This is a genomic window from Cryobacterium sp. CG_9.6 (genome assembly GCF_029893365.1).
Classification (GTDB): Bacteria; Actinomycetota; Actinomycetes; order Actinomycetales; family Microbacteriaceae; genus Cryobacterium.
Map to the genome: position 1 here is coordinate 407,151 of NZ_JARXUZ010000001.1, position 24,012 is coordinate 431,162.

Below are 24,012 nucleotides of genomic sequence, written 5' to 3' on the forward strand. Positions count from 1 at the left end.
CTTGATGAGACGCTGGTCGGGCGTTGTGGCGTCGCGCCATCCCGGCCACCGGATTACACTTGAGTCATGCCCAAGCTGCTGATCGGACTCGGACTGGCCGTCCTCATACTGACCGTCTACACGCTCGTGGATTGCGCCCTGTTTGATAGAAACCGCGTACGTGGTCTTCCGCGCTGGGTCTGGATCCTTGTCATCGTTCTCGTGCCGCTCATCGGGCCGCTGCTGTGGCTCTTCGTTGGTCGCGGACGCGGAACCACGCCGGTCGGACGATCCTTCCGTACCGTCGCCCCCGATGATGACCCTGATTTTCTCCGGTCTCTCAACGTGGACAAAGACGATCGTGAGCGCCTGCGCCGCCTCGAAGAAGATCTCGCCAACCTTGACAACCCCGACGCCACTGATAAGAAGACCCCCGAACCGGGCGAGGGTGAGCAGCCGGGTCGCCGCGACGTCTGATCGTGCTGCCGCAGCATTCCGGGTCACCAGCCGTTGCTCAGCCGCGGCATGACTGAGCCGATGCCCAGCGGAAGTCCAGCCACCGACTTCAGCTTTGCGCTGCTGAACGAGTTCGTGCGCCTCGGTGTGCGCCACGTGGTGCTCAGCCCGGGTGCGCGCTCGCAGGCGCTCGCCCTCGCGAGCGCGGAGCTGGAGCGGCTAGGCCGACTTCGGCTCCACGTGCGCATCGATGAACGCGGCTCGGGGTTCCTCGCGCTGGGGCTCGCCGTGGAGACCGGCGTGCCCGCGCTGGTGATCACGACGTCGGGAACAGCCGTGGCTAACCTGCACCCGGCGGTGCTCGAAGCGCACCACTCCGGGGTTCCGCTCATCCTTCTCACGGCCGACCGCCCGAGCGAACTGCGCGGCATCCGCTCTAACCAAACCACGGTCCAGCCGGGTATCTTCGGCGTCGCCGCTCACCTTTGCCTCGATGTGCCCGCACCAACCGGTGAACCCGACGAGGCCGCGGTGGCGCGGCAACTGGCAAGCCGGGCGTTGGATGCCGCCATGGGTCGCCTCACCCAGAACCCCGGGCCGGTTCAGCTCAATCTCGCCTTTCGGGAGCCTCTCTCCGCGGCGGTGACGCTCGATGATGTTGACGCTGCTGTTGCCGGGGGAACGGGCGTCCTAGCGTCATCGCAGGCCGGGGCCACGGCGCACCCGGTAGCAACGGAGCCCACAGCACCGCCTGCCGAGCCCGGCGTGCAGTCCCCGCTCGACCTCGATGGCCGCACCCGGGAAGAACTCGAGAACGCGGCAGACCGAGCAGCCTGGGCCCCCGACGACGAGGATGACAGCACTCCGGAAGCCGCCGCTCGCATCGAGGCGGCACGCGACCCGCAGCCGTTGCAGGTGCACCGCCTCGTGTCCATCGAACCGGGACTGCGCACCGTGGTGGTCGCCGGTCACGGGTCCGGCCCACAGGCCGAGATGCTGGCACGAGCGGGCGGGTGGCCTCTGCTCGCCGAGGTCTCCAGTGGTTCTCGGTTCGGCCCGAATCTCGTGGTGACCTACCGAGAGCTTCTCCACGCCGACGACCTGGGCGGCCTCATCGAACGCGTCATCGTCTTCGGGCACCCCACCCTCAGCCGCGAGATCCCAGCGCTCATTGGCCGAGCCGATGTCGAGACCATCGTCGTGGCCCCGGCCGGCCTCGAGTGGTACAACCCGGCGCACGCCGTGCATACGCTCGCTCGTGCGGTCGAAGCGGATGCGGCATCCGTCGCTTCGGCCAGCACGCCCGCGGCTCGTGAATGGCTCGGACGCTGGGTCATGACGAGCCGACACCTTCTGGCAGCAGAGCTCGAGTCCGAGGCGACTCCGCTAGATAAGCGTGGGATTTCCCGTGCGGAACTGGCGGCCCTGCGCGCTCCTCTCACCCGGCCGCTCCTTGTGGATGCCGTGTGGCGAGCCTCGTGGCCACACGATCGCCTCGTTCTCGGCGCCTCTCGGCTCATTCGTGAAGCCGACCGGCGGGTACCCGGAAAGAAGATTGCGGTGCACTCCAACCGCGGGCTGGCCGGTATCGACGGCACGATTTCCACGGCGATGGGTATCGCGCTGGCCAGTCAGGGCAGCTTCGACGGCGAGTCGCCCGCGTCTGCCGGTGTGACACGGCTGCTGCTGGGGGACATCACCCTCTTTCACGATGTGAGTTCGCTTCTGCTGGCACCGGGCGAAACCCCGCCGCGCCTGCAGGTGATCGTGGGCGTCGACGGCGGAGGCACCATCTTTGACGGTCTCGAGGTGGCTGGAACCGCCCCGGCCGATGCCCTCACCCGGGTGCTGTACACACCGCGCACGGCCGATCTCGCCGCTCTGGCAGCCGCGTTCGGCTGGGAGTACACGCTCGCAGCCACGCGGAGCGACCTCGAACAGGCACTCACCGGCGCCCCGGCGGGCCCCAGTATCGTCGAGGTTCCGCTCGCCCGCTGAGCCACGGGCCGCCACCGCGCCTGCCTAGTGGCGTTTGCACCTTCCCGTGCTCCGGGAGGGTGCGAAGGTTGCCGGGGTGTCCACGCGACGCCCGTACGGCGGCATCCGCACGCTTAACTGGCGGCTATCGCACCTTGCGCGGCTCCGGGAGGGTGCGAAGGTTGCCGGGGTGGCGCAGAGGACGCCCGCCTAGCGGCTTTCGCACCTTCCGTGGAACCGGGAGGGTGCGAAGCCCGCCGGTGACCGCGCGGAAGGTGCGAACGTCTCCAGAGACCTAGCCGAAGGCCTCGACGATCGGCCGAAACTTCATCTTCGTCTCGGCAAGTTCGTGCTCAGGGTCGGAATCCGCCACTATGCCGCAACCGGCATATGCCGTAACGGTCCCGGTGCGGCTCACCTGGGCGCACCGCAGGGCGATCGCCCACTCCCCATCTCCGTCGGCGCCCACCCAGCCGACCGGACCGGCGTAGCGGCCACGGTCAAAGGGTTCGAGCTCGCGAATCAGATCCTGCGCGCTCGCGGTGGGAGTGCCGGCCACGGCCGCAGTCGGGTGCAGGGCGGCAATGAGGTCCAGGGATGTTGAGCCGTCATTGAGCGTTCCCTCGACATCCGTGGCCAGATGCCAAAGATTCGGCAACTTCACAGTAAACGGAATCTCGCTGGAGGTGAGCACCGAGGTGTGCGGCCGCAGCGACTTGAGCACACTCTGCACCGCGAATTCATGCTCGTCACCGTCTTTGGTGGAGGTGGCGAGAGTGAGAGCCGCCTCGGTATCCGCCACCGCATCGGCACCGCGAGAGATGGTGCCGGCCAGCACCCGCGCATTCACCTCGCCATGGTTGGCGCGAATCAGCGTTTCCGGGCTCGACCCCACCAGGCCGTCGACGGCGTAGGTCCAGCAGTCCGGGTACCCGAGGGCAAGCTTGGTGATCGCTCGTCGCAGGTCCGATTCCTCGGGCAGACGCCCCACGAGGTCCCGGGCGAGAACAACCTTGTTCACCTGCTCCGACCCAATCCGGGTCACCGCCTCGGCAACGGCGTTGCGATAGGCGGCCGGCGGAAGCTCCCCGGGCAGCAGCGAGATGCGGTATTCGTTGCCCAGCGGGTCGAGGGAGAGCGGATGCGTGGGCTTCGTCCCACCCGTGGGCCACACGCGGGTCACCCAGCACTGCCCGTTCTCGCGCCCCACAATGATCTCCGGCACCATCAACACGCTCGTCTCGGCCGACGACTCATCGAACGCGAACGCTCCAAAAGCCAGCAGTCCGGTGCCGGTTCGTTGCAGCGGATCGGTCACCGTGGAGGCGGCGACGACGGCCTGCCACGCGGTGGCGGCATCCGTCATTCGGGTTGGGCCCGAGAATTCGAGTCGCAGCGCGCACCCAATACCTGCAAGACCCTGGTTGCGGCGCATCCACAGCAGGGGCTGGCGTTGGTCGAGGAGCAAGACCAGCTGCCGGATATCGGGGATTGGGGAGGTTTCGACCGTTAGGGCCTGCACATTCACGTGATTAGACTACGCCCGCCCGTGTGTCCATCTGGCTCACACCTGCGGGTTCTAGACTGGTGTAGTGAATAGAGCAGACCTCACCAAACGGCCCGCGCAGGTGGCTGCCATGTTCGACGAGGTCGCCGCGCACTACGACCGCACGAATGCTGTGTTGTCCATGGGTAACGCGACACTCTGGCGCGTCGCCACCACGCGCGCGGTCAACCCGAAGCCGGGCGAGCGCATCCTCGACATTGCTGCCGGCACAGGCACCTCCAGTGCCGCTCTCGCGCGCACGGGCGCTCACATTGTGGCCGCCGACTTTTCCGCCGGCATGATTGAGGTAGGGCGCACCCGTCACGCGGACAATCCCAACATCGAGTTCGTGCAAGCGGATGCCACGGCACTGCCCTTCGCGGACGGTGAGTTCGACGCCGTCACGAGCAGTTTCGGTCTGCGCAATGTGGTGCTGCCCCAGAAAGCGCTCGCCGAGTTTTACCGGGTCACCAAGCCCGGTGGACGCATTGTCATATGCGAGTTCTCCACGCCGCCCGTCACCCCGGTGCGCGTCGGATATTTTGCCTACCTCAACCACGTGATGCCGGCCGTCGTGCGACTGGCCTCATCCAACGCCGAGGCGTACGACTACCTCGGTGAATCGATTGAGGCCTGGCCTGTGCAGGCCACACTGAGCGGATGGCTCCGCGACGCGGGGTACGACGAGGTTGCGTACCGCAATCTCACACTCGGTATTGTCGCCCTGCACCGCGGCATCAAGCCGACTGCGCAGCTCGAGACGACCGAGCCCGCCGCTACCGAAACAGTGTCCTGAGTTCTTTGTCCCCCCTCGTTAGGCCGAAAAAGTGAAACGTAGAGCACCCGTGGTGCGGCGCAGCCCCTCCGTAACGAGTCAGCTCGGGCTGAGCGAGCGCATTTTCTCCACCGCTGCAGACCGTGGCCTCGCCAACAATATTGATCGAGGGATCGCGGAGATCGAGACGTCGCTCATTGGCGAACTCGTGTACGCCAATGAGATTGCCAATGCGACGACCCGGTACCTGTTCAACGCGGGTGGCAAGCGCGTGCGGCCCATGTTGGCGCTGCTCACCTCGCACCTCGGTGAGGGCGGCATTCCCGATGTGATCACCGCGGCCAGCGCGATTGAACTCACCCACCTTGCCTCGCTTTACCACGATGACGTCATGGACGATTCCGACAAGCGTCGTGGTGTTCCCAGCGCCCAGTCCGTCTGGGGCAATTCCGTTGCCATCCTCACCGGAGACCTGCTGTTCGCCCGCGCAAGCCAGCTGATGGCTCGTCTCGGTGAGCGCGCCATCCGCTTGCAGGCGGCGACCTTTGAACGACTGGTCCTCGGCCAGTTTCGGGAGACGGTGGGAGTGCGCCCCGGCGAGGATCCGGTGGAGCACTACATTGGGGTGCTCGCCGACAAGACTGGTTCTCTGATCGCTGCGGCGGCGCAGGCCGGGGTCGTCTTCTCCAACGCACCGGCCGAGTACGAGCAGCCCGTGGTGACCTTTGGTGAGAAGATCGGCGTGGCCTTTCAGCTGATTGACGATGTTCTTGATCTCTCTCCGCAGCCGGAGGCAACCGGCAAGGTTCCGGGCACGGACCTGCGTGCCGGTGTCGCGACGCTCCCGCTGCTCCGTCTGCGTGAGCGGGCATCCACGAACGGTGCCGACACGGACCTTCTCGCCCGTCTGGAACGCGACGTGATGGCGAGTAACGGCGTGGCCACCGAGGCAGCGGACTCAGCCATCACCGCGTTGCGGGAACACCCCGTCACCTCCGAAACCCTGGCCGAGGCGCATTCATGGGCCCGTGACGCTGTTGCCGCACTCTCCCCTCTGCCCACCGGGCCGGTCAAGAAGGCGCTCACCCGATTCGCCGAGACCATCGTCGAGCGATCAAGTTAGAAAGGCCTCAGTGACCAAATTACGATTGGCCATCGTCGGGGCAGGACCAGCCGGCATCTACGCCGCAGACATCCTGCTGAAAGCGGAACGCAACTTTGAGGTCTCCATCGACCTCTTTGACCACCTCCCGGCACCCTACGGGCTCGTGCGCTACGGTGTCGCGCCGGATCACCCCCGCATCAAGGGAATCGTGACAGCTCTGCGCGGCGTTCTCGACAGTGGCGATGTTCGCATTTTCGGGAACGTGCGCTTCGGCGTGGACGTGACCCTCGCTGACCTCAAAAAGCACTACAACGCGGTGGTTTTCGCAACCGGGGCCACCCAAGACGCCGACCTGAACATTCCCGGAATGGACCTTGACGGTTCGTATGGCGCCGCCGATTTCGTCAGCTGGTTTGCGGGGCACCCCGACGTGCCGCGTACCTGGCCGCTGGAAGCCAAGGAGATCGCGGTAATCGGCAACGGCAACGTGGCCCTCGACGTGTCGCGCATGCTCATCAAGCACGCGGATGATCTGCTCTCGACCGAGATTGCGGAGAATGTCTACGCGGGCCTCAATTCGTCACCGGTGACCGACGTTCATATCTTTGGCCGACGTGGTCCCACATCCGTTAAATTCACCCCGCTGGAACTGCGTGAGGTGGGTGAACTGCGCGACGTGGACATGATTGTCTACGACGAGGACTTCGATTACAGCGACGCCGCCCGCGACGCCGTGGCGAGCAACAAGCAGGTCTTCGTGATCGATAAAACGCTGCAGCAGTGGCGACAGCGCGAGACGGGCAGTGCGAGCCGTCGTCTGCACCTGCATTTCTTTGCCAAGCCGATTGAGATCGTCGACGACGGTACCGGCCGGGTTGGAGCGTTCCGCTGGGAGCGCACGGCCAGCGACGGTGCAGGCGGCGTGGTGGGCACCGGAGAGTTCCGCGAGATTGCCGTGCAGGCCGTTTACCGGGCGGTGGGCTACTTCGGGTCCGAGCTTCCGGACGTGCCCTTCGACAAGAAGCGGGGCGTGATTCCGAACCGCGAGGGACAGGTGCTGCGTCGCGATCCCGCCGCTGGAACCGGTGGGTTGTTCAACCAGCAGATGTATGGCGTCTACACCACGGGATGGATCAAGCGGGGACCGGTGGGGCTCATTGGCCACACCAAGTCTGATGCGATGGAGACCATCCGTCACCTGATCAATGACCTCGGCAACTGGTGGCTTCCCTCAGCGCCCTCGGAGGAGAGCATTGTGGCCCTGCTCGACGAACGCGGCGTGCAGTACACCGGAATCGACGGGTGGCACAACCTCGACCAGCACGAACTCGCCCTCGGTGAGGCGGCCGGTCGTCTGCGGGTGAAAGTGGTCCCGCGCGACGAGATGGTTGCCATCTCCCGCGGCGAGTTTGCGTCCCAGTCGGCGGACCGCTAAACAGCGATGGAGGTCGTCCCGTCTCGCGGGACGACCTCCATGTGACGGTCGTGTGGAGCCGAGGTTTAGCGGAAGTTCACAAACTGCAGGGCGACGTCAAGGTCTTTTCCCTTGAGCAGCGCCATCACGGCTTGCAGATCGTCACGGCTTTTGGAACTCACCCGTAGCTCGTCGCCCTGAATCTGGCTCTTCACGCCCTTCGGGCCCTCGTCACGAATGATCTTGCCGATCTTCTTCGCGTTCTCCTGGTCAATACCGGCCTTCATCGAGGTTTCGATGCGATATTCCTTGCCGGACGCGAACGGCTCACCGGCGTCAAGGCTGCGCAGAGAGATACCGCGCTTGATCAGCTTGGCCTCGAACACCTCGAGGATGGCCTTTACGCGTTCCTCGGTGTTTGCTTTCATGAGCACCTTTTCACCGCTCATGGCGATTGAGGCTCCCACATTCTTGAAGTCATACCGCTGTGCGACCTCTTTGTGAGCCTGGTTGAGGGCGTTGTCGACCTCCATCGGGTCCACCTTGCTAACGATGTCGAACGTAGAATCTGCCATGGACCCATCGTACTGGGCGCTTTCCCGGGCAGGAGGGGGATCCCGGTACCGAGAGGGGAGCCCGACCGCGAAAGTCAGCTCCCGGGGTGAGCCGTGCTGGAACGGGTCATGAGTTCAAACGGCATCGGCAGCGTGAAGTCACCGACGGCGTGTTTTCCCGGGTGAAGCTGCTCCATCAGTATCTCTACGGCCTTCTCGCCCTGAGCCTCGGGAAACTGCGCCACGGTGGTGAGGGAGAAGAAGTTGGCAAGCTCATGATCATCAATGCCGATCACCGACACGTCTCGTGGCACCGACAAGCCCAGGTCGCGGGCGGCAAGGATGCACCCGATCGCCATCTCATCGGACGCCGCGAAGATCGCCGTGGGGCGCCCGGCGTCGCGCTCCAGCAGTCGGCGGGCCGCCTGATAGCCTCCGCGCATCGTGAAGTCCGCGGGCTCGAAGAGGTCCATAGTCACCGAGACACCAGCCGCCTCGAGAGCGCCCTCATAGCCCAGGCGCCGGTTCGTTGGCAGGTGAAAGTCGAGATCAAACTCTTTGCTCCCGCCCACGTGACCGATGCGGGTATGCCCGAGAGAGAGCAGATGTTCCGTGGCGAGCCGGGCCACGGCCACGTCGTCGATCATGAGCGTTCGCACTCCGCCGATGGGACCGCCCACGCCCACCAGGGGCTTGCGCACAGCGTGCAAACGATCCACCTCGTGGGCGGTCAGCTCGAGCGAAACGGCGATCACGGCATCCAGTCGCTGACGCAGAAGAAAATGTTCAAAGACACTGGCCCGCTCATCGCCGCCGCCCGAGAGGCTGTAGAGGGTGAGGTCATAACCGTTGCGCAGCAGGGCACGCTGGGCACCCTCGACGACACTGGAGAAAAACCAGCCGCCGAGGAACGGCACAACGACACCGATGTTCCTGGTGCGGCCCGAAGCTAGGCTCGATGCGCTCGCCGAGACCACGTAGCCGAGGTCTCCGGCGGCTGCCTCCACCTTGAGCCGCGTGGCGGTCGAAACCGGCCCTTTGCCGCTCAGAGTGCGCGAGACGGTGGCGGTGGAGACACCGGCGAGGCGGGCAACGTCCTCGATTCCGGCCATGGGGATCCTTATCAGTGGAAAAAGTGCACGTGCTTGATCATATCGAGGCGGGAATGCCCCGATTCGTGGGCGCTGATTTCACGCTGGGGCACTTCGTCTTGTATTCTAAAGTCAGCACGTCCGATCAGGTTCATTTTGCCTAGCGGATAGCAGCTGGCGAGTTACCCAAGCGGCCAAAGGGATCTGACTGTAAATCAGACGGCGTAGCCTTCGTGAGTTCGAACCTCGCACTCGCCACCAGCAGGAGCATGACGCAGGCCCGGAGCAATCCGGGCCTGCTTCTTTTTAAGCGGATGTCGCATCACGTAGCGTGGAGGCATGACTGATGCCGTAACAGCCGACCTGCTTGCCCTCGCTCGACGCACCGCGATCGAGGCCGGGCAACTCGCCCACCGTCGACGCGCCGAGGGTGTGCAGATAGCGGCGAGTAAGTCGTCTCCCGAAGATGTGGTGACTAACGCCGACCGTGAGGTCGAGGCGCTCATTCGCACCCGCCTCGCCGACGCACGTGCCGGGGACGGATTCTACGGCGAGGAATCCGAAGCAACGGTGGGGTCGAGTGGACTCACCTGGGTGGTGGACCCCATCGACGGCACCGTCAACTATCTGTACGGAATTCCGCACTACGCGATCAGCATCGCCGTGGTGGAGGGAGAGCCAGAACCGGCAACGTGGACGACCCTGGCAGGGGTCGTGGTGAATCCACCGCTCGGCGAGGTGTACACCGCGGCGGTCGGCCAGGGTGCGTTCCTCGGTGATCGGCGTCTTCAGGTGAATACCGGAGTGCCCCTGTCGCTCGCGCTGGCCGGAACCGGCTTTGGGTACGAAGCGCAGCGACGGTTGTGGCAGGCGGCCGTCGTGCAGGGACTGATTAGTGAGGTTCGGGACATCCGTCGAATGGGTGCCGCAGCACTCGACCTGTGTTCCGTCGCTGCTGGCCGGCTCGACATCTATTACGAGCGCGGGCTACACCTCTGGGACCACGCCGCGGGCGCCTTGATTGCGAGGGAAGCCGGTGCGCAGGTGGGGGCATTTGGTGACGACGCCGAGGGGATAGATCTGCTGATTGCGGCGGCCCCCGACCTTTACACCCAGTTTGAACCTCGGCTTCTCGAGATTTTCTCCCGGCTGGCAGGGTAATCGGTCTCAGGTTCACCGGTATTTTGATCGGCGGAGTCGTTGGCTGAATATGCCTTTTGGGGTCGGAGGCACTAGCCTTAACCGATTCGTTACATTTGGCCTCGGCCAAGCCGATTTCTTACCCCCCTCGTGCCACGCAGAAAGAGTCCTTTTGTCACGTCATTCCTCCCCGTCAGCTGCCTCTGTGCCTGACTCGAGTGACAGCGCAGAACCCGTTCTTCCCCTCACCCGCCGAGAAATACGTGAGCGCGAGCGTCGGAGCGTAACACCGGAAGAGATTCACCTCACTCCCGAAGCCGCGTCCGTCATCGTGACCGAACTGCACGAGCCCACGCTCGAAGCCATCGTTATCGTGGAGCCCGACCGACTCATTGCCGCCCCCGCAGCCACGGAGAATCGCGAATCCGATGCGAGCCTGATCGTGTCTGAGGTGCCCACCTCAACGATGGCGGTTCCGCTTCCCACGCGATCGCAGCTTCGCGCCGAGGAGCAGGGACGCCGGCCGCGACCGCACCGTCTCCACGCGGATGCCGAGACCATCGCGGCGCCGTCGGCCGCCTACGCGCCAACCGGCCGGTTCGTGCCCACACCAGCGCTACCCCGCACGCCGCCGCGTCCGCAGCCCGTGACGGACCGCATGCGCAAGTTCGCGGCCACCAGCATGACGGTGGCAGCCATGGCCTTTGTGGCATTGATGGCCGTGTCCACCTCGCTCCCGGCGCAGGCACTGCTGTCCTCGGCCGACGTGCAGGCATCCGCTCAGGCCGCGCAGCAGACGAGCAACAAGGGCGCGCAGACACTCGACCTCGCCGGCAGCGACACCATCACGGTGGAACGCGACGGCTACTCGTCGAGCACCATCGCTGAGGTCGCGGCCGCCAGCGGTATTCGGCTGGAAGCGTCCTTCACCAACAACCCGAACGGCACCATTCAGTGGCCGTTCGCGGTAGGAGTGCACATTGGCGACGAGATGGGCCCCCGCAACTGCGCCGGCTGCTCGGCCAACCACGGCGGCCAGGACTTCAACCCCGGACTCGGGGCACCGATTCAGTCCATAGCGGATGGCGTCGTCAGTCTGGCTGAAGACGGCGAGGGCAGCCTCGGTGTGCACATGATCATTGACCACATGGTGGACGGACAGCTCGTGTCGAGCGTCTACGCGCACATGATTCACGGGTCGATGAACTTCAAGACCGGAGACGTCGTGAAGGTGGGTCAGGCCATCGGCAAGACCGGCAGCACCGGAATGTCGACCGGGCCGCACCTGCACTTCGAAATTCGCGAAGGCGGCATCCGCGGTACCAAGGTGAACCCGCTCACCTGGCTCTACGCCCACACAAACTAGCGCTCACACAAACTAGCGCCACACACGCTCCAGGCTGCACGCCGGGGCGCATGCGGACGCCGGTCGTCACAGTCGCTTCTCGCGCCGTCAGCACCTCACCAGGCGCACGTCGTGCACCCGGTGAGGTGAGGGTGCTTTTAGCGCAGCCAGACCGTCGTGTCGCCGGGCAGAGTGCGACCCTCGAGGGTCGCACTCGCGAGAATCACGTCGCCAGCGGGCAGCATGACGGATGCCGTGCCCGTGTTGGCAATGACGGTCACGTCGCCGGAACGAAAAGCCACGACCTCCGCAGCAAAGCCGGGAAGCCATTCCACCGAGCCGAGGCCCAGGGAAAACTCGCGGCGCAGGCGTAGTGCCAGTGTGTAGAGCTCCAGAGTGGACCCCGGGGTACCCTGCTGTCGGTCCCGGGCGAGTTCGGCCCAGGCGGCCGGTTGCGGCAACCAGCTCGCTGCAGTGGTTCCGAAACCGTAGGACGGCGCGGCGGACTCCCAGGGGATGGGCACGCGGCATCCGTCTCGGCCGTAGCGCTCGCCGTTGGTGCGGAACCAGGTGGGATCTTCCCGTGCCGAGTCGGGCAGGTCGATGACCTCGGGCAGGCCGAGCTCCTCGCCCTGGTAGAGGTAACTCGAGCCGGGCAGAGCCAGCATGAGCGACGACGCCGCACGGGCGCGGCGGAGGCCCACGACCGTGTCGGGCAGACCCGGGGACTTGGGCCCAATGCCGTGCCCTTGCAGGTTCTCGGCGCCGAGGGCGAGGCGGGAGGCGTGGCGCACGACGTCGTGGTTGGACAGCACCCACGTGCTCGGCGCCCCGACGGCGCTGAACGCGGCGAGGGAGTCGTCGATAACTGTGCGCAGCTGGGAGGCGTTCCACGAGGTCTCCAGGTAGGCGAAGTTGAATGCCTGGTGCATCTCGTCGGGGCGAACCCACTTGGCGACCTCGGTGAGGGGATCTACCCAGGCCTCGGCCGCGAGCACGCGATCGCCGGGATATTCGGCGAGAACCTTGTGCCAGTCGCGGTAGATCTCATGCACGCCCTCCTGCGCCCAGAACGGGGCAGTGGCGGCCGGTTCGACGCTGATACCGGGCTCGAGGGTGGCGGAGCCGCCGCCCATGCTGCCACCGTCGGCCGGCGGCGTGTAATCAGGAAGACCCGCGGCCTTGATCATGCCGTGGGCGACATCTACTCGAAAACCATCGACGCCGCGGTCGAGCCAGAAGCGCAGGACCGAACGGAACTGGTCGCGAACCCACGGGTTCTCCCAGTCCAGGTCGGGCTGCGTGCTGTCGAACAGGTGCAGGTACCACTGACCGGGCGTGCCATCGGCTTCGACAATCCGCGTCCACGCGCGACCGCCGAACACAGATTCCCAGTTGTTCGGGGGCAGCTCGCCAGTGTCGCCCTTGCCCTCGCGAAAGATGTACCGGCCACGCTCGGGGCTCTCGGGTGCGGAGTTCAGGGCGGCCTGGAACCACACGTGGTCGCTGGAGGAGTGGTTGGGAACAATGTCAATAATCACGCGGATGCCGAGCTCGTGCGCCGCCGTCTGCATCGCGTCGAAGTCTTCGAGCGTCCCGAACAGGGGATCCACGTCGCAGTAGTCGGCCACATCGTAGCCAGCGTCGCGCTGCGGGGAGGTGTAAAAGGGCGAGAGCCACACCGCGTCAATGCCGAGGTCGCGCAGCTGGGGGAGACGCTGACGAATGCCGGCAAGGTCGCCCATGCCATCGCCGTTGCCGTCGGCAAAGGAGCGTGGGTAGATCTGATAGATCACGGCGGTGCGCCACCACTCGGTGCCTACCGTGGAGCCGCCGATAACCGTCGGGTCTGAAACTGTTGTGCCTGTCATTGCTTCATGCTATGTCATGAAAGCTCTCATGCAAGCGTTTGCATAGACCGAATGGCGATTGATAACGAACCGGTGTCGATTGTGGTGCTGAGGGGCGCGAACTTTGGAAAAGTCGTCTATAACTGTAAGCGCTTGCATTTTCTGCAGCGTTCTCGACGAAAGGCAACACCAATGAAGGTGAAAAAGAAGGGCCTGCTGGCATTCGGCGCCGTGGCCGTGGCAACATCTCTCGCCCTGACCGGCTGCTCGGCCGGAGATAACGCGGAGACCACAGATTCCGCTTCCAGCACGCTCACGGTCTGGGTCGATGCCGACCGCGCCGCCGTGCTGAAAGATGCAGCGGCTGAATTCACGAATGAATCCGGCGTGAAGGTGAATCTGGTGCAGAAGGACTTCGCCAAGATTCAGGAGCAGTTCATCGCTCAGGTTCCCACCGGCAAGGGCCCGGACATCACCATCGCAGCCCACGACTGGCTTGGTAACCTTGTGAGTAACGGCGTCGTACAGCCGGTCGAACTCGGTGACACTGCCGCCGACTACCAGCAGGTTGCCGTCACCGCCATGAGCTACGAGGGCCAGACCTACGGTGTGCCCTACGCCGTGGAGAACATCGCCCTGCTGCGCAACACGGCACTCGCCTCCGCCGCTCCCGCCACCTATGACGACATGATTGCCGCCGGAACCGCCGCTGGCACAGAGTTCCCCTTCCTCGTGCAGGTGGGTCCGGAGTCTGACCCCTTCCACCTGTATCCCTTCCAGACCTCGTTTGGTGCTCCCGTTTTTGGTACGAACGCCGACGGTAGTTACAACCCGGACGATCTCTCCATCGGTAACGCTGGCGGAGACGCCTACGCAGCCTGGCTCGCCCAGGAGGGCGCTGCCGGTCACCTCAGCGTTAACGTCACCAGCGACATCGCCAAAGAGAAATTCAATGCGGGGGCTTCGCCCTTCTTCATCACCGGCCCGTGGAACGTGCCTGACGCCGAGGCGGCCGGCATCGACCTCGCTATTGACCCGATCCCTTCGGCCGGCGGCGAACCGGCCCAGCCGTTCGTTGGCGTTCAGGGCTTCATGGTGAGTGCGAAGACCACGAACGCTCTCGCGGCTAACGAGTTCCTCGTGAACTACGTCGGCTCCGGAAAGGTACAGACCGCGCTGTACGAGGTCGGCGGGCGTGCCCCCGCGCTCACCTCGGCCTTCGAGGCGGCAGCGGCCGACCCGATCACCGCCGGTTTCGGTGCTGTCGCTGCCAGTGCTGTGCCCATGCCGAACATTCCCCAGATGGGTAAGGTCTGGCAGTACTGGGGCGTCACCGAGGCCGCGATCATCACGGGGCAGGGCGACCCGACGCAACTGTGGCAGAAGATGACGGGCGAAATTCAGACCGCCATTCAGTAAGACTCCAGTCGCCTCGGTCCCTCACCGGGCCGGGGCGACACTGCGGCGTGCCAGAGGTGACGCCACAAAACCGTGACCCCGCCAGTGACCCCGTGCGGCAGAGAGCAGACGAGCATGACCAGATCCGGCACCCCGCGCAATGCGGCGCAGGTTAAGAAAGCAGCGCAGTCCCGGCGCGCTGGCCGCATCGCCGATGCCGCATCCGTTGGTGTGAAGGTTCTGCTGACCAAGATTCTGCTTCTGGGCATCGTCGATGCGATCAGCGTCTACGCGCTCTTTGTTTTGGCCCTCACGCAGGACTGGCTTGTCTTCACGGCCGTGCTCCTCGTCGCCCTCCTGGTCAACGTGATTTACTTTCGACGCGGTGGCCTGCCTGCAAAATACCTGACGCCCGGGCTCATCTTTCTGGCCGTGTTTCAGATCTTTGTCATCGGCTACACCGGTTACATTGCCTTCACGAACTATGGAACGGGCCACAACAGCACGAAGGACGACGCGATCAGCTCGCTCATCGTGAGTTCACAGCAGCGCGTGCCGGATTCACCCAGCTATGCGCTCACGATTCTCGAACGCCTCGGCACCTACAGCTTCTTGGTCACCGATCCGGCCGGGCGGGTGAGTGTGGGCGACGAAATCACCCCGCTGAGCCGTGTGACGGACGCCGAAACGGATGCCTCGGGCCAAGCCATCGCGCTCCCCGGCTTCACCTCGCTCGGCTTCAGCGACATCGTGGCGAACCAGGAACGGATCGCGGCTCTCTCGGTGCCGCTATCGAATGATCCCAACGATGGAACGCTGCGCACGCCCGACGGCTCCAGCGCCTACCTTTACCTGTCGGACCTCGTCTACGACGAGGCTGCTGACACCCTGTCCGACACCACTCAAAACGTGGTCTACACCGCCAACGGCACGACGGGATCGTTCGTGGCCGACGACGGCACCGAGCTACTACCGGGCTGGAAGGTGGAGGTGGGCTTTGACAACTTCACCAAGGCCTTCACGACGGATTCCATCCGTGGACCGCTGATCAGCGTCACCGTCTGGACCTTTGTTTTTGCGTTCCTCTCGGTGGGAACCGCCTTCGCTCTGGGGCTCTTCCTTGCCATCGTGTTCAACGACCTGCGGATGCGTGGCCGAAACGTATACCGGGTGATCCTCATCCTGCCGTACGCGTTCCCGGGCTTCCTCTCCGCGCTGGTGTGGGCCGGCATGCTCAACCCGCAGTTCGGCTTCGTGAACCAGGTTCTGTTTGGCGGGGCGGAAATTCCCTGGCTCACCAATGAATGGCTGGCCAAGTTCAGCATCATCCTGGTGAACCTCTGGCTCACGTTCCCCTACATGTTCCTCGTCACCACCGGTGCGCTCCAGTCCATTCCGGAAGAGCTGCAGGAGGCGGCAACCGTTGACGGGGCGAAGCCCTGGGCCATTTTTCGCCTGATCAAACTGCCGCTGCTGCTCGTCTCGGTTGCCCCGCTGCTCATCGCCTCGTTTGCGTTCGCGTTCAACAACTTCAACCTCGTGTACATGCTCACCAATGGTGGCCCCCGAGATGTCACTGCTGGGGTGAACGTTGGTGCCACCGATATTTTGATCACCATGGTCTATAAGGTCGCCTTCGACGGAGCCAACCGGGACTATGGTCTCGCCAGTGCGTTCTCGATCGTGATCTTCGTGCTCGTGGCTGCAGTCTCCATTATTAGTTTCAGACAGACCAAGGCGCTCGAGGAGCTGAACTGACATGACTGTCCTGTCCCCGCCCACCGGTACCCGGCACATTCTGACCAAGCGTCCGTTCACGTTCCGGCGATGGTTTCGTCAAACCGGATGGCGTCACCTCGTGGGTGTGATCATGTGCGTTTTCGCCGCGTTCCCGTTGCTCTATGTGCTCTCGGCATCGTTACACCCGGGCGGTACGCTCATCACCGCCAATGGGCTGTTCAGCGAGATCGACCTCGGCAGCTACGTGACGCTGTTCAATCTGCCCCAGCAGCCATACGCCGACTGGTATGCCAACACTCTCACCATTGGCGTGGTCACTTCGGTGTGCACGGTCTTCTTGGGGGCCCTCGCTGCATATTCCTTTTCCCGCATGCGTTTCCGTGGCCGTCGCACCGGGTTACTCATGCTGTTGCTGGTGCAGATGTTCCCGCAATTGCTAGCCGTCGTGGCCATTTTTCTGCTGCTGAACGGCATCTCCGACGTCTTCCCGCTGATCGGGCTTGATTCGCAGATCGGCCTCATCATGGTCTACCTCGGCGGGGCGCTCGGAGTGAACACGTACCTCATGTACGGGTTCTTCAATACGATCCCGGCCTCCATCGACGAAGCGGCGAAGATCGACGGTGCCGGCCACGCCCGAATCTTCTTCACGATCATCCTCCGCCTTGTGGCACCGATCCTCGCCGTGGTGGGCCTGCTCTCCTTTGTGGGAACCACGAACGAGTTTGTGATCGCGAGCGTGGTGCTTATCTCCCCGGAAAAGCAGACTCTGGCGGTGGGCCTGTACCAGTTCGTGTCGCAGGAGTTCTCCAGCAACTACTCCGTCTTTGCCGCCGGTGCGGTGCTCGCCGCGCTACCCGTGATGGCACTGTTTCTGTGGCTCCAGAAATACATCGTTGGCGGGTTGACGGCCGGGTCGGTGAAGTAGCGGTCTCAGCGGCCCGCTTCGGCGGCTTCCAGAATGGCAGCGACGGCGAGGGGAACGCCATGGAGGCGAGCGTAGGCATCCGCTAGCTCACGTGCTCGGTACCAATAGCGGGGATCGGCGAGCACGGTTTTCACTGCGCGCCCAATCTGTTCAGAACCCGGGTCGCGACGGCTGAGCGCAATTCCCGCACCGCTCCACGCCACGCGGGCGCTGACCTCCATCTTGCTCTCGCTCTGGCCGGCAACGACGAGGGGGATGCCGAGGGCGAGAGCCTGCTGCACTCCGCCGTAGCCGCCGTTCGTAACCAGCAGGTCGGCTAGCGGAAGGAGGTGGCTGAACGGCAGAAACCGTTCGAGTCGCAGATTGCTGGGGCGCCGGGCGCGCGGCAGCACCAGCTCCGGATCCGGACCACCCGTGGTGGCGATGACGAGGACGTTCTGGTCAGCGAGAGCCTTGATGGCGGGGACAAGCAGTTTGCGTGGCTCGCGTGCGGTGGACCCTTGCGTGACCACAATGATGGGGCGACCGTCGTCGCGGGCGGCAGCGATGTCTCCCCACCAGGCTGGTGGCCCCCACGCCGGCGAGGCGATGGGGAGGAGCGCGCCGGTGAACTGCACGATGGCGGGAAGGTCCGAGCGCGGATACTCAAATTCCGGAATCGTGGCCGCGAGGTAGCGCGTTGACAGCATCACGTTCCAGTCGAGAAAGCAGCCTTTGAGCGGTGGCAGGCGCAGCTCACTGCGTATCTTGTCGGCAGCTGCCTGTGCCTCGCTGAAGACCCACCGCTGAACGGATGCGGTCAGAGCGCGATTGCGTAGCCGCCCGATTTTCGAATGGCTGGGTTGCAGCCCGGTGCCGAAGGGTGCCGTGTCGGTGCTGGTGAGAGACAGTGGCGTGGAGGAAAAGGCCACGCTGGGCAGCCCCCGCTTCTCGGCCAGCAGCAGCCCGGCCAAGAAAGAATGTTCCACCACAATGACGTCGGGCTGAAATCCCCTGGCGATCTCGTCCATCTCCGCGAACCAGGCCGGTGTGGGTTCGATAAACAGGTTGAGAAGACCCGCTTTCATCGATTCGAGGCCGGGCCTCGTGGCCGAGGTGATGTGCATCTGCTGAATGTCGTCGTCGTCGAGGTCGGTGCTGGACGACATGGAGTGAAAGGTGGCTCCGGTGTCACGAACCTGATCGCCAAACGCCGAACCGGTGTACCACGCAACCTGATGACCAGCTGAAACAAGAGCCCGGGCAATGCCGAGGGTCGGTCGCACGCGACTGGTTGTGGGCACAGTGCCAATGAGAATCCGTACCAACCGCGTCCCCCTACATGAGTGCCAATAATGCCCATCTTAACCCGGGTGTCACGCGGAGGTGCAAACAGGTGATAATCTGATCAGGTTGCCAAAATGCGGCGCAGCTTCGAGGTTAGAAGCTCCGCCCCCTTAGCTCATTGGTAGAGCACTTCCTTGGTAAGGAAGAGGTAGTGGGTCCGATTCCCACAGGGGGCTCAGGCTTGAAGGCGCTAGCCGCTGACAAGCCGTGGCGGGGTAGCTCAGTTGGTTAGAGCACACGGCTCATAATCGTGGTGTCGCGGGTTCAATTCCCGCTCCCGCTACACAGCAGTGGCAAGACCCCCGAATTTCTGCGGAAGTTCGGGGGTCTTTTTTGGTGGTGTGGCTCACGCCTCCGGAAACCTACCTTGCGGCGAGCTCGGCGTCGCCGTCGAAGGCGCTGGCCGACCATCAGACCGCGGGTATGACCGCCTCGGCGCTGACCGGCGTCAGCCAGGTGAGTTCGGAACCGGTGCCCTCGATGAGATCTCCGAGCGCGGCGTTGAACACGGCGCCGTAGGGTGCGGTGATGTGTGCCTGGAAGGCATCCGCATTGCGATACACCTCGTAGACAAAGAACGCTGCGGGGTTTGAGACTCGGCGGTGCGGCTCGAAAATGAGGTTGCCCGGTTCCTGGCGCACATCGCGAGCGAGACCAGCGATGAGCGCTTCCACAGCATCCGCGTGCTCGGGCAGTGCGGTGAACTCCGCATACAGGGCCACCGGGCCACCGGTGGCGGCCTTGACCAGACTCGCATTCTCGGTCGATGATCCGCCGGGGGTGGCGGGCAGAGCGACAACACTCAGGCGCTTCAGGCTGGATGCGATGGTCGTGCGATTCATCTGGGAATCTCCAAAATGGTGGGAGAGAAAGCTCTCCCTGACAACGATGTCAATCATCATCTTCAGGGAACAATACAGTAGGGTCATGAGCAATTGGGAGGCGGCGAAAAGACTGTGACATCGATGTCAGATTCGGAGACGCCGTCAGACGCTCCAGAGCGCGCGGTAGCGTCGCGTCCGCGCCCCACGATGAAGAACGTGGCCGCTCTGGCGGGCGTGGGAATCAAGACCGTGTCCCGGGTGATCAATGGTGAGCCGAATGTGTCGGCGGCGATGTCGGCCCGGGTGCTCGCTGCTGCCGACAGCCTGCATTTTTCCCCGGACCTTCATGCCGGTAACCTGCGCCGCGGCAACGGCCGCAGCAATACGCTGGGTCTGCTCGTGGGCAGCGTGAGCAACCCTTTTTCGGGTGCGATGCACCGAGCCATCGAGGACGTGGCAGGGGCTCGTGGCGTGGCGGTCTTCGCATCGAGCCTCGACGACGACCCGGCCCGCGAGGAGGCCGCAATTTCGGCATTCCTCCGGCGAAGAATGGATGGCCTCATCCTCACGACCGTGTCGCAGAACCAGGGATACCTCGTGCCCGAGCTGCGGCGCGGAACCCCGATTGTCTTTGTTGACCGTGAGCCCGGGGGCATCGACGCGGATGTCGTGGTGAGCGATAACGCGGCCGGCGCGGCGGCGGCCACGCGACATCTGCTCGCCCATGGTCATCGACGGATTGCGTTCTTGGGTGACCGTATCGATATTCAGACGGCCCGGGAACGCCAGCGCGGATTTCTGGAGGAGCTGGGCCGCGCCGGGGTGGCGACCGTGGACGTTCCCGTGATCACCGGGGTGCACGATGAGGAAGCGGGGCGCCTGGTCACGATCGCCCTGCTGGACTCCGAGCACCCGCCGACAGCGGTGTTCAGCAGCCAGAACCTCATTACGATCGGCGCGGTGCGCGGTCTGCGGGAGCGAAACGCCCAGCACAGCGTGGCGCTCGTGGGGTTCGACGACGTGCCACTGGCGGACCTGCTCGATCCGGGCGTGACCGTCGTCGCCCAGAACCCCCACGAGATCGGCCGCCTCGCAGCCGAACGTATTTTTGCCCGGCTCGACGGAGACCGCTCCGTTGGGAACACCTATGTTGTACCAACCAACCTGATTGCACGCGGATCAGGGGAGATGAGACCGAAATGACTGACCCCGACCCCGGCATCGAAGCAGCTCGTCACACGCCCGGCCGCGTTGTCGTCGTGGGCGACGCGCTCATTGACGAGATGCGGGAACCCGATTCCCTGCGCGAGTTTCCCGGGGGCGCCGCACTCAACGTCGCCGTGGGACTGGCCATTCTCGGCGTGCCCACCACCCTCATCGCCATGGTCGGTGACGATGCCGACGGAACGGTTCTGCGCAATTTTCTCGCCGCGCACGACGTGGAGCTCATCGCCACGCCGGGCCCGTTCGGGAGCTCTCGCGCCACCTCAGACCGCACGGACGGCGAGCCGCGGTACATCTTCAACGAGGCCGCGCAGAAACGTCGCGTGGAGTTCGGACCGCGCGAGCGTGCCGCCCTCGACGCCGCGCCGCTAGTGGTCGTGAGCTGTTTTCCCTTCGACGACACGGTGCAAACGGATGCCTTCCTCGCCGCCGTCACGGACGGCCCTCACCGCCTCGTGATCGACCCCAACCCGCGGGCGGGGATGCTGCACGACAAGGCCCTGTTTGTGCAGAACTTCGAACGCGCCGCGGCCCGGAGCCTTCTCACTAAGGTGGGGGACGAAGACGCCGAGTTGCTCTACGCCAGCTCCCTCGAAGTCCTCCGCGCCCGGCTCCTCGCGGCCGGCGCCCACCACGTGCTCGCCACCGCGGGCCGCGCGGGTGCCATCATCGAGACCGACGACGGCCTGCTCGTGAGCGAACCGATCACCGCTCTGCCGGGTGCGATCGTTGACACCATGGGCGCCGGTGACGCCACGCTGGCCTCCAGCGTGCAGAGCTTCCTGACCGGGGGTGTGCCAGCGGATGCGGCCGGTTGGCAACATCTGCTCGCCACAGCCATGCGCATCGCGGCTGCCACCTGCCGCTCCGAGGGGGCGCTCCTCCGCGTGCCCGACGCGGTCTGACACGCCGCGAGGCAGCAGACCGACTCGGGAGTGTCAGCTGGGCGGGGTAGCGACCGCGCGCAGCTCGCCGAGTACGCGGCGAACGGATGCCCGCCGTAGCGTCTCGGGGCGTGACAGCACGTCGATCTGTCGTCCGACTCGCAGCTGGGTGAAGGGGATCAGCGCGATTCCGGACCCCTCACGTGGTGCCATGGTGTATCGGGGGAGCAGGGCGATCGCGGCACCGGTCGCCACAATCGACGCCGCCACGAAGAACTCGTTGATTCGGTGTTCCACCCGCAGGGGTCGGCCCGCGCTGGCGGCAACCACATTCACCGCTTCGCCGAGCGGAAACCCGTCGTGCCCAGCGATCCACGGTTCGTCGGCCACATCGCTGACAGACAGCGACGAGAACCGAGCGAGTGGGTGATCGACGTTCACGGCAACGTCGAGCGGCTCGTAGAGTAACGGGGTCACCGACACGCTTGCGGGCCAGTACGGATCGTGCGGCACTCGATGCGCCACGACGAGGTCGTACTCTGACACCAGGGCCGCAAATTCAGAGCGAGCAACGTCTTTGTCGCCGCAGTGCAGCGGAGGCCCGCCGGAGGTCGCGAGCCGACCGAGCAACGGGCCGAACCACGCCAGCCCCGCGCTGTGAAAGCTTGAGATGCTCACCGGGGTGTGCGGATCGGAATGGAACCGAGCGACGGCTTCGCGGGCATCAGCCAGCGCGGTCGAAACGTGAGCCGCAGCTGCAGCCAGGGCCCGACCGGCGGGGGTGAGCGCCAGTACGCGGCCCTGTTTTTCCGTGAGCGCCACGCCGATACCCCGTTGAAGCGCAGATAGCTGCTGCGAGACGGCCGACGACGAAACACCCAGCGCGCGAGCCACGGCCGCCACACTGCCGCGCTCGCCCAGTTCGCGGAGCACGGCCAACTGATTGACATCCATAAGCGAATGCTAAAGCATCCGTTTATAAATTGCTGGCTAGACTTAAGCAATGTCAGACAGCAGCATGGAGCCATGAATCCTTTTGGGCTCCTCGGGCGCTACCGAGTCGATGCCGTGCTGCTGCTGGTGGCCATTGTCTGGGGCGGCAGCTACCTCGGCGCCAAGGTGCTCACGGAACAGGCAAGCGTGGCCGCCGTTCTTGCGCTGCGATTCCTCGTGGCGGCCGTGGCCCTCTATGTGGTCTGGCTCGTGCGCAGGGAGCGCCGACCCACTCGCGGTGAACTCGGTGTCGGGGTGCTCCTCGGCGCGACTCAGTCTGCCATTCTGTGGCTGGAAACCCTCGGTGTGGCTTTCACGTCGGCCACCAACGCCGGCCTCATCATTAGCCTCACCATTATTCTCACGCCCATTCTGGAATCGGTCGCGGCCCGACGCTGGTTGCCACGACCGTTCTTCATCGCCGCCGTGCTGGCCGTGGTCGGGGTGGCTCTGCTCGTCTCGGGCAGCGGGTTTCAGGCGCCCAACGTAGGCGACCTGCTCATTCTGGCCGCCGCCCTCGTTCGAGCGTTTCACGTCACCATGGTGGGCCACCTCACCCGCGGGCGCAATCACAGCACCATCACCCTCACGCTCATTCAGGCGGTCGTGGGGTCACTCATCTTTGTCGCAGCGGATGTCCCGGGGCTCGTTCACGCCGCCACCACCTTTGGGCTCGGTGCCTGGCTCGGTGTCCTCTACCTCGGACTGGCGTGCAGCGTTTTCGCGTTCCTCGCGCAGATGTGGGCGATCCGGCGCACGTCGGCCGCACGGGCCAGCCTGCTGATGGGGACCGAGCCGGTGTGGGCCGTGCTCGTGGGTGTGAGCCTTGGATCCGAGATTCTCGGAGTCGTTGGTTTCGTCGGAGCGGTGCTCATTGTGGCCAGCACCTACTGGGGACAGCGTGTGGAGGCGGCACACCGGTTGCGGCGTGCGGGGCTCGTGCCGGGGCATCCGCTTCCCACCATTGTGTAGCAGCGGACACGGTGGGATTGGCTCTTGGTATTCGGTTGTCTGGGGGGTTATGCTCGTGCCGCGCGGAATTCCACGTACCGAAGAAAGGTCCTAATCATGAATCTCTTGCTCATTATCGTCATCATTGTGGCTGTCATTCTGCTCATCACCGGCGGCTTCGTGCAATCCCTGCAGTTCTTGCTCTACGTCGGCCTGTTCCTCGTGGCCATCGCCATTATTGTGTTCCTGGTGCGTGCCATATCCGGTCGCAAGGGCTAGTCGCCCCTGCGCGGCCGCGGGGTATGCTGTCGCGGCACTTGTTTGCGTGGTGGGCACTTGTTTGAACGCGTGCCAACCGGCTAAACGAGTGCCGCGACATGCCGCGGCGAGGGGACTGGCGCCAAAGACACCCTCCGGGTGCGGATGGGGGTGTGATTGGCGCTGGCCACGGGACCCAGCGAGGCGCGGGGTGGGCGACGGCGCCCGGGGTCGATGGGGAGGGAGGGCCGGGC

General features: G+C 64.6%; 21 protein-coding genes and 3 tRNA genes. 17 read left to right on the plus strand and 7 right to left on the minus strand.

Annotated features, from left to right (window positions below):
• Positions 1-66 precede the first annotated feature (66 nt).
• Positions 67-456, plus strand: coding sequence for a PLD nuclease N-terminal domain-containing protein (locus H4V99_RS01945; RefSeq protein WP_280675047.1), 390 nt, complete (start codon positions 67-69; stop codon positions 454-456).
• Positions 457-516: 60 nt separating this feature from the next.
• On the plus strand, positions 517-2,433 hold the full coding sequence (gene menD / locus H4V99_RS01950) for a 2-succinyl-5-enolpyruvyl-6-hydroxy-3-cyclohexene-1-carboxylic-acid synthase (protein WP_280675049.1): 1,917 nt from the start codon (positions 517-519) through the stop codon (positions 2,431-2,433).
• Between the two features lie 274 nt (positions 2,434-2,707).
• On the opposite strand, the gene H4V99_RS01955 is transcribed toward menD, so the two are convergent.
• Positions 2,708-3,940, minus strand: coding sequence for an isochorismate synthase (locus tag H4V99_RS01955; protein ID WP_280675051.1), 1,233 nt, complete (start codon positions 3,938-3,940; stop codon positions 2,708-2,710).
• Between the two features lie 64 nt (positions 3,941-4,004).
• On the opposite strand from H4V99_RS01955, the gene H4V99_RS01960 reads away from it, so the two are divergent.
• Genes H4V99_RS01960 through H4V99_RS01970 form a run of 3 tightly spaced genes read left to right on the plus strand, consistent with a single transcriptional unit; the run spans position 4,005 to position 7,273 of the window.
• Positions 4,005-4,754: a class I SAM-dependent methyltransferase gene (locus tag H4V99_RS01960; RefSeq protein ID WP_280675053.1), complete on the plus strand. Its 750-nt coding sequence runs from the start codon at positions 4,005-4,007 to the stop codon at positions 4,752-4,754.
• A 31-nt stretch (positions 4,755-4,785) separates the two neighbouring features.
• Positions 4,786-5,856 (plus strand): polyprenyl synthetase family protein, encoded by a 1,071-nt coding sequence (locus H4V99_RS01965; RefSeq protein WP_280675055.1) that lies wholly within the window; start codon positions 4,786-4,788, stop codon positions 5,854-5,856.
• A gap of 10 nt (positions 5,857-5,866) precedes the next feature.
• Complete coding sequence (locus tag H4V99_RS01970; RefSeq protein ID WP_280675057.1) at positions 5,867-7,273, plus strand: FAD-dependent oxidoreductase; 1,407 nt, start codon at positions 5,867-5,869, stop codon at positions 7,271-7,273.
• Between the two features lie 65 nt (positions 7,274-7,338).
• On the opposite strand, the gene H4V99_RS01975 is transcribed toward H4V99_RS01970, so the two are convergent.
• On the minus strand, positions 7,339-7,827 hold the full coding sequence (locus tag H4V99_RS01975; RefSeq protein WP_035838207.1) for a YajQ family cyclic di-GMP-binding protein: 489 nt from the start codon (positions 7,825-7,827) through the stop codon (positions 7,339-7,341).
• Between the two features lie 74 nt (positions 7,828-7,901).
• A complete protein-coding gene (locus tag H4V99_RS01980; RefSeq protein WP_280675060.1) occupies positions 7,902-8,918 on the minus strand; it encodes a LacI family DNA-binding transcriptional regulator in 1,017 nt (338 codons plus the stop codon).
• 155 nt (positions 8,919-9,073) lie between these two features.
• Here H4V99_RS01980 and H4V99_RS01985 point away from each other — a divergent pair.
• From H4V99_RS01985 to H4V99_RS01995, 3 genes are all read left to right on the plus strand, one after another.
• A tRNA-Tyr gene (locus H4V99_RS01985) sits at positions 9,074-9,158 on the plus strand.
• Positions 9,159-9,236: 78 nt separating this feature from the next.
• The gene (locus H4V99_RS01990) at positions 9,237-10,058 is read left to right on the plus strand and encodes an inositol monophosphatase family protein (RefSeq protein WP_280675062.1); all 822 of its coding nucleotides are present in this window, start codon (positions 9,237-9,239) and stop codon (positions 10,056-10,058) included.
• 184 nt (positions 10,059-10,242) lie between these two features.
• Positions 10,243-11,403, plus strand: a complete 1,161-nt coding sequence (locus H4V99_RS01995) for a M23 family metallopeptidase (protein ID WP_280675064.1) — start codon at positions 10,243-10,245, stop codon at positions 11,401-11,403.
• Positions 11,404-11,540: 137 nt separating this feature from the next.
• On the opposite strand, the gene H4V99_RS02000 is transcribed toward H4V99_RS01995, so the two are convergent.
• Complete coding sequence (locus H4V99_RS02000) at positions 11,541-13,253, minus strand: glycoside hydrolase family 13 protein (protein WP_280675066.1); 1,713 nt, start codon at positions 13,251-13,253, stop codon at positions 11,541-11,543.
• 171 nt (positions 13,254-13,424) lie between these two features.
• On the opposite strand from H4V99_RS02000, the gene H4V99_RS02005 reads away from it, so the two are divergent.
• The 3 genes from H4V99_RS02005 to H4V99_RS02015 all read left to right on the plus strand — a co-directional run bounded on the left by H4V99_RS02005 (position 13,425) and on the right by H4V99_RS02015 (position 17,298).
• A complete protein-coding gene (locus H4V99_RS02005) occupies positions 13,425-14,651 on the plus strand; it encodes a maltose ABC transporter substrate-binding protein (RefSeq protein WP_280679897.1) in 1,227 nt (408 codons plus the stop codon).
• 114 nt (positions 14,652-14,765) lie between these two features.
• Positions 14,766-16,388, plus strand: coding sequence for an ABC transporter permease subunit (locus tag H4V99_RS02010; protein WP_280675068.1), 1,623 nt, complete (start codon positions 14,766-14,768; stop codon positions 16,386-16,388).
• A 1-nt stretch (position 16,389) separates the two neighbouring features.
• Positions 16,390-17,298 carry a sugar ABC transporter permease gene (locus tag H4V99_RS02015; RefSeq protein WP_280675070.1) on the plus strand — a complete coding sequence of 303 codons (909 nt, stop codon included), beginning with the start codon at positions 16,390-16,392 and terminating at the stop codon, positions 17,296-17,298.
• A 5-nt stretch (positions 17,299-17,303) separates the two neighbouring features.
• On the opposite strand, the gene H4V99_RS02020 is transcribed toward H4V99_RS02015, so the two are convergent.
• Positions 17,304-18,581 (minus strand): glycosyltransferase, encoded by a 1,278-nt coding sequence (locus H4V99_RS02020; protein WP_280675072.1) that lies wholly within the window; start codon positions 18,579-18,581, stop codon positions 17,304-17,306.
• Positions 18,582-18,728: 147 nt separating this feature from the next.
• On the opposite strand from H4V99_RS02020, the gene H4V99_RS02025 reads away from it, so the two are divergent.
• Both H4V99_RS02025 and H4V99_RS02030 read left to right on the plus strand, forming a co-directional pair.
• A tRNA-Thr gene (locus tag H4V99_RS02025) sits at positions 18,729-18,800 on the plus strand.
• A gap of 33 nt (positions 18,801-18,833) precedes the next feature.
• A tRNA-Met gene (locus H4V99_RS02030) sits at positions 18,834-18,907 on the plus strand.
• Between the two features lie 127 nt (positions 18,908-19,034).
• Here H4V99_RS02030 and H4V99_RS02035 read toward each other — a convergent pair.
• On the minus strand, positions 19,035-19,466 hold the full coding sequence (locus H4V99_RS02035) for a putative quinol monooxygenase (protein WP_280675074.1): 432 nt from the start codon (positions 19,464-19,466) through the stop codon (positions 19,035-19,037).
• 189 nt (positions 19,467-19,655) lie between these two features.
• On the opposite strand from H4V99_RS02035, the gene H4V99_RS02040 reads away from it, so the two are divergent.
• Both H4V99_RS02040 and H4V99_RS02045 read left to right on the plus strand, forming a co-directional pair.
• Positions 19,656-20,651: a LacI family DNA-binding transcriptional regulator gene (locus tag H4V99_RS02040; RefSeq protein ID WP_280679899.1), complete on the plus strand. Its 996-nt coding sequence runs from the start codon at positions 19,656-19,658 to the stop codon at positions 20,649-20,651.
• Positions 20,648-21,577, plus strand: a complete 930-nt coding sequence (locus tag H4V99_RS02045) for a PfkB family carbohydrate kinase (RefSeq protein WP_280675076.1) — start codon at positions 20,648-20,650, stop codon at positions 21,575-21,577. The genes H4V99_RS02040 and H4V99_RS02045 overlap by 4 nt, the downstream gene beginning before the upstream one ends.
• A 33-nt stretch (positions 21,578-21,610) precedes the next feature.
• On the opposite strand, the gene H4V99_RS02050 is transcribed toward H4V99_RS02045, so the two are convergent.
• Entirely contained in the window at positions 21,611-22,510 is a 900-nt protein-coding gene (locus H4V99_RS02050) for a LysR family transcriptional regulator (RefSeq protein ID WP_280675077.1), read from the minus strand.
• A gap of 72 nt (positions 22,511-22,582) precedes the next feature.
• Between H4V99_RS02050 and H4V99_RS02055 the strand changes: the two genes are divergently transcribed.
• Both H4V99_RS02055 and H4V99_RS02060 read left to right on the plus strand, forming a co-directional pair.
• On the plus strand, positions 22,583-23,521 hold the full coding sequence (locus H4V99_RS02055; RefSeq protein WP_280675079.1) for a DMT family transporter: 939 nt from the start codon (positions 22,583-22,585) through the stop codon (positions 23,519-23,521).
• A 96-nt stretch (positions 23,522-23,617) separates the two neighbouring features.
• Positions 23,618-23,779, plus strand: coding sequence for a hypothetical protein (locus H4V99_RS02060; protein WP_280675082.1), 162 nt, complete (start codon positions 23,618-23,620; stop codon positions 23,777-23,779).
• Positions 23,780-24,012 lie beyond the last annotated feature (233 nt).

Coding starts and splice junctions, on each gene's coding strand:
- H4V99_RS01945 (WP_280675047.1), top strand. CDS start 67: ATGCCCAAGCTGCTGATCGGACTCGGACTGGCCGTCCTCATACTGACC.
- menD (WP_280675049.1), top strand. CDS start 517: ATGCCCAGCGGAAGTCCAGCCACCGACTTCAGCTTTGCGCTGCTGAAC.
- H4V99_RS01975 (WP_035838207.1), bottom strand. CDS start 7,827: ATGGCAGATTCTACGTTCGACATCGTTAGCAAGGTGGACCCGATGGAG.
- H4V99_RS01980 (WP_280675060.1), bottom strand. CDS start 8,918: ATGGCCGGAATCGAGGACGTTGCCCGCCTCGCCGGTGTCTCCACCGCC.
- H4V99_RS01990 (WP_280675062.1), top strand. CDS start 9,237: ATGACTGATGCCGTAACAGCCGACCTGCTTGCCCTCGCTCGACGCACC.
- H4V99_RS02000 (WP_280675066.1), bottom strand. CDS start 13,253: ATGACAGGCACAACAGTTTCAGACCCGACGGTTATCGGCGGCTCCACG.
- H4V99_RS02005 (WP_280679897.1), top strand. CDS start 13,425: ATGAAGGTGAAAAAGAAGGGCCTGCTGGCATTCGGCGCCGTGGCCGTG.
- H4V99_RS02010 (WP_280675068.1), top strand. CDS start 14,766: ATGACCAGATCCGGCACCCCGCGCAATGCGGCGCAGGTTAAGAAAGCA.
- H4V99_RS02015 (WP_280675070.1), top strand. CDS start 16,390: ATGACTGTCCTGTCCCCGCCCACCGGTACCCGGCACATTCTGACCAAG.
- H4V99_RS02035 (WP_280675074.1), bottom strand. CDS start 19,466: ATGAATCGCACGACCATCGCATCCAGCCTGAAGCGCCTGAGTGTTGTC.
- H4V99_RS02040 (WP_280679899.1), top strand. CDS start 19,656: ATGAAGAACGTGGCCGCTCTGGCGGGCGTGGGAATCAAGACCGTGTCC.
- H4V99_RS02045 (WP_280675076.1), top strand. CDS start 20,648: ATGACTGACCCCGACCCCGGCATCGAAGCAGCTCGTCACACGCCCGGC.
- H4V99_RS02050 (WP_280675077.1), bottom strand. CDS start 22,510: ATGGATGTCAATCAGTTGGCCGTGCTCCGCGAACTGGGCGAGCGCGGC.
- H4V99_RS02055 (WP_280675079.1), top strand. CDS start 22,583: ATGAATCCTTTTGGGCTCCTCGGGCGCTACCGAGTCGATGCCGTGCTG.
- H4V99_RS02060 (WP_280675082.1), top strand. CDS start 23,618: ATGAATCTCTTGCTCATTATCGTCATCATTGTGGCTGTCATTCTGCTC.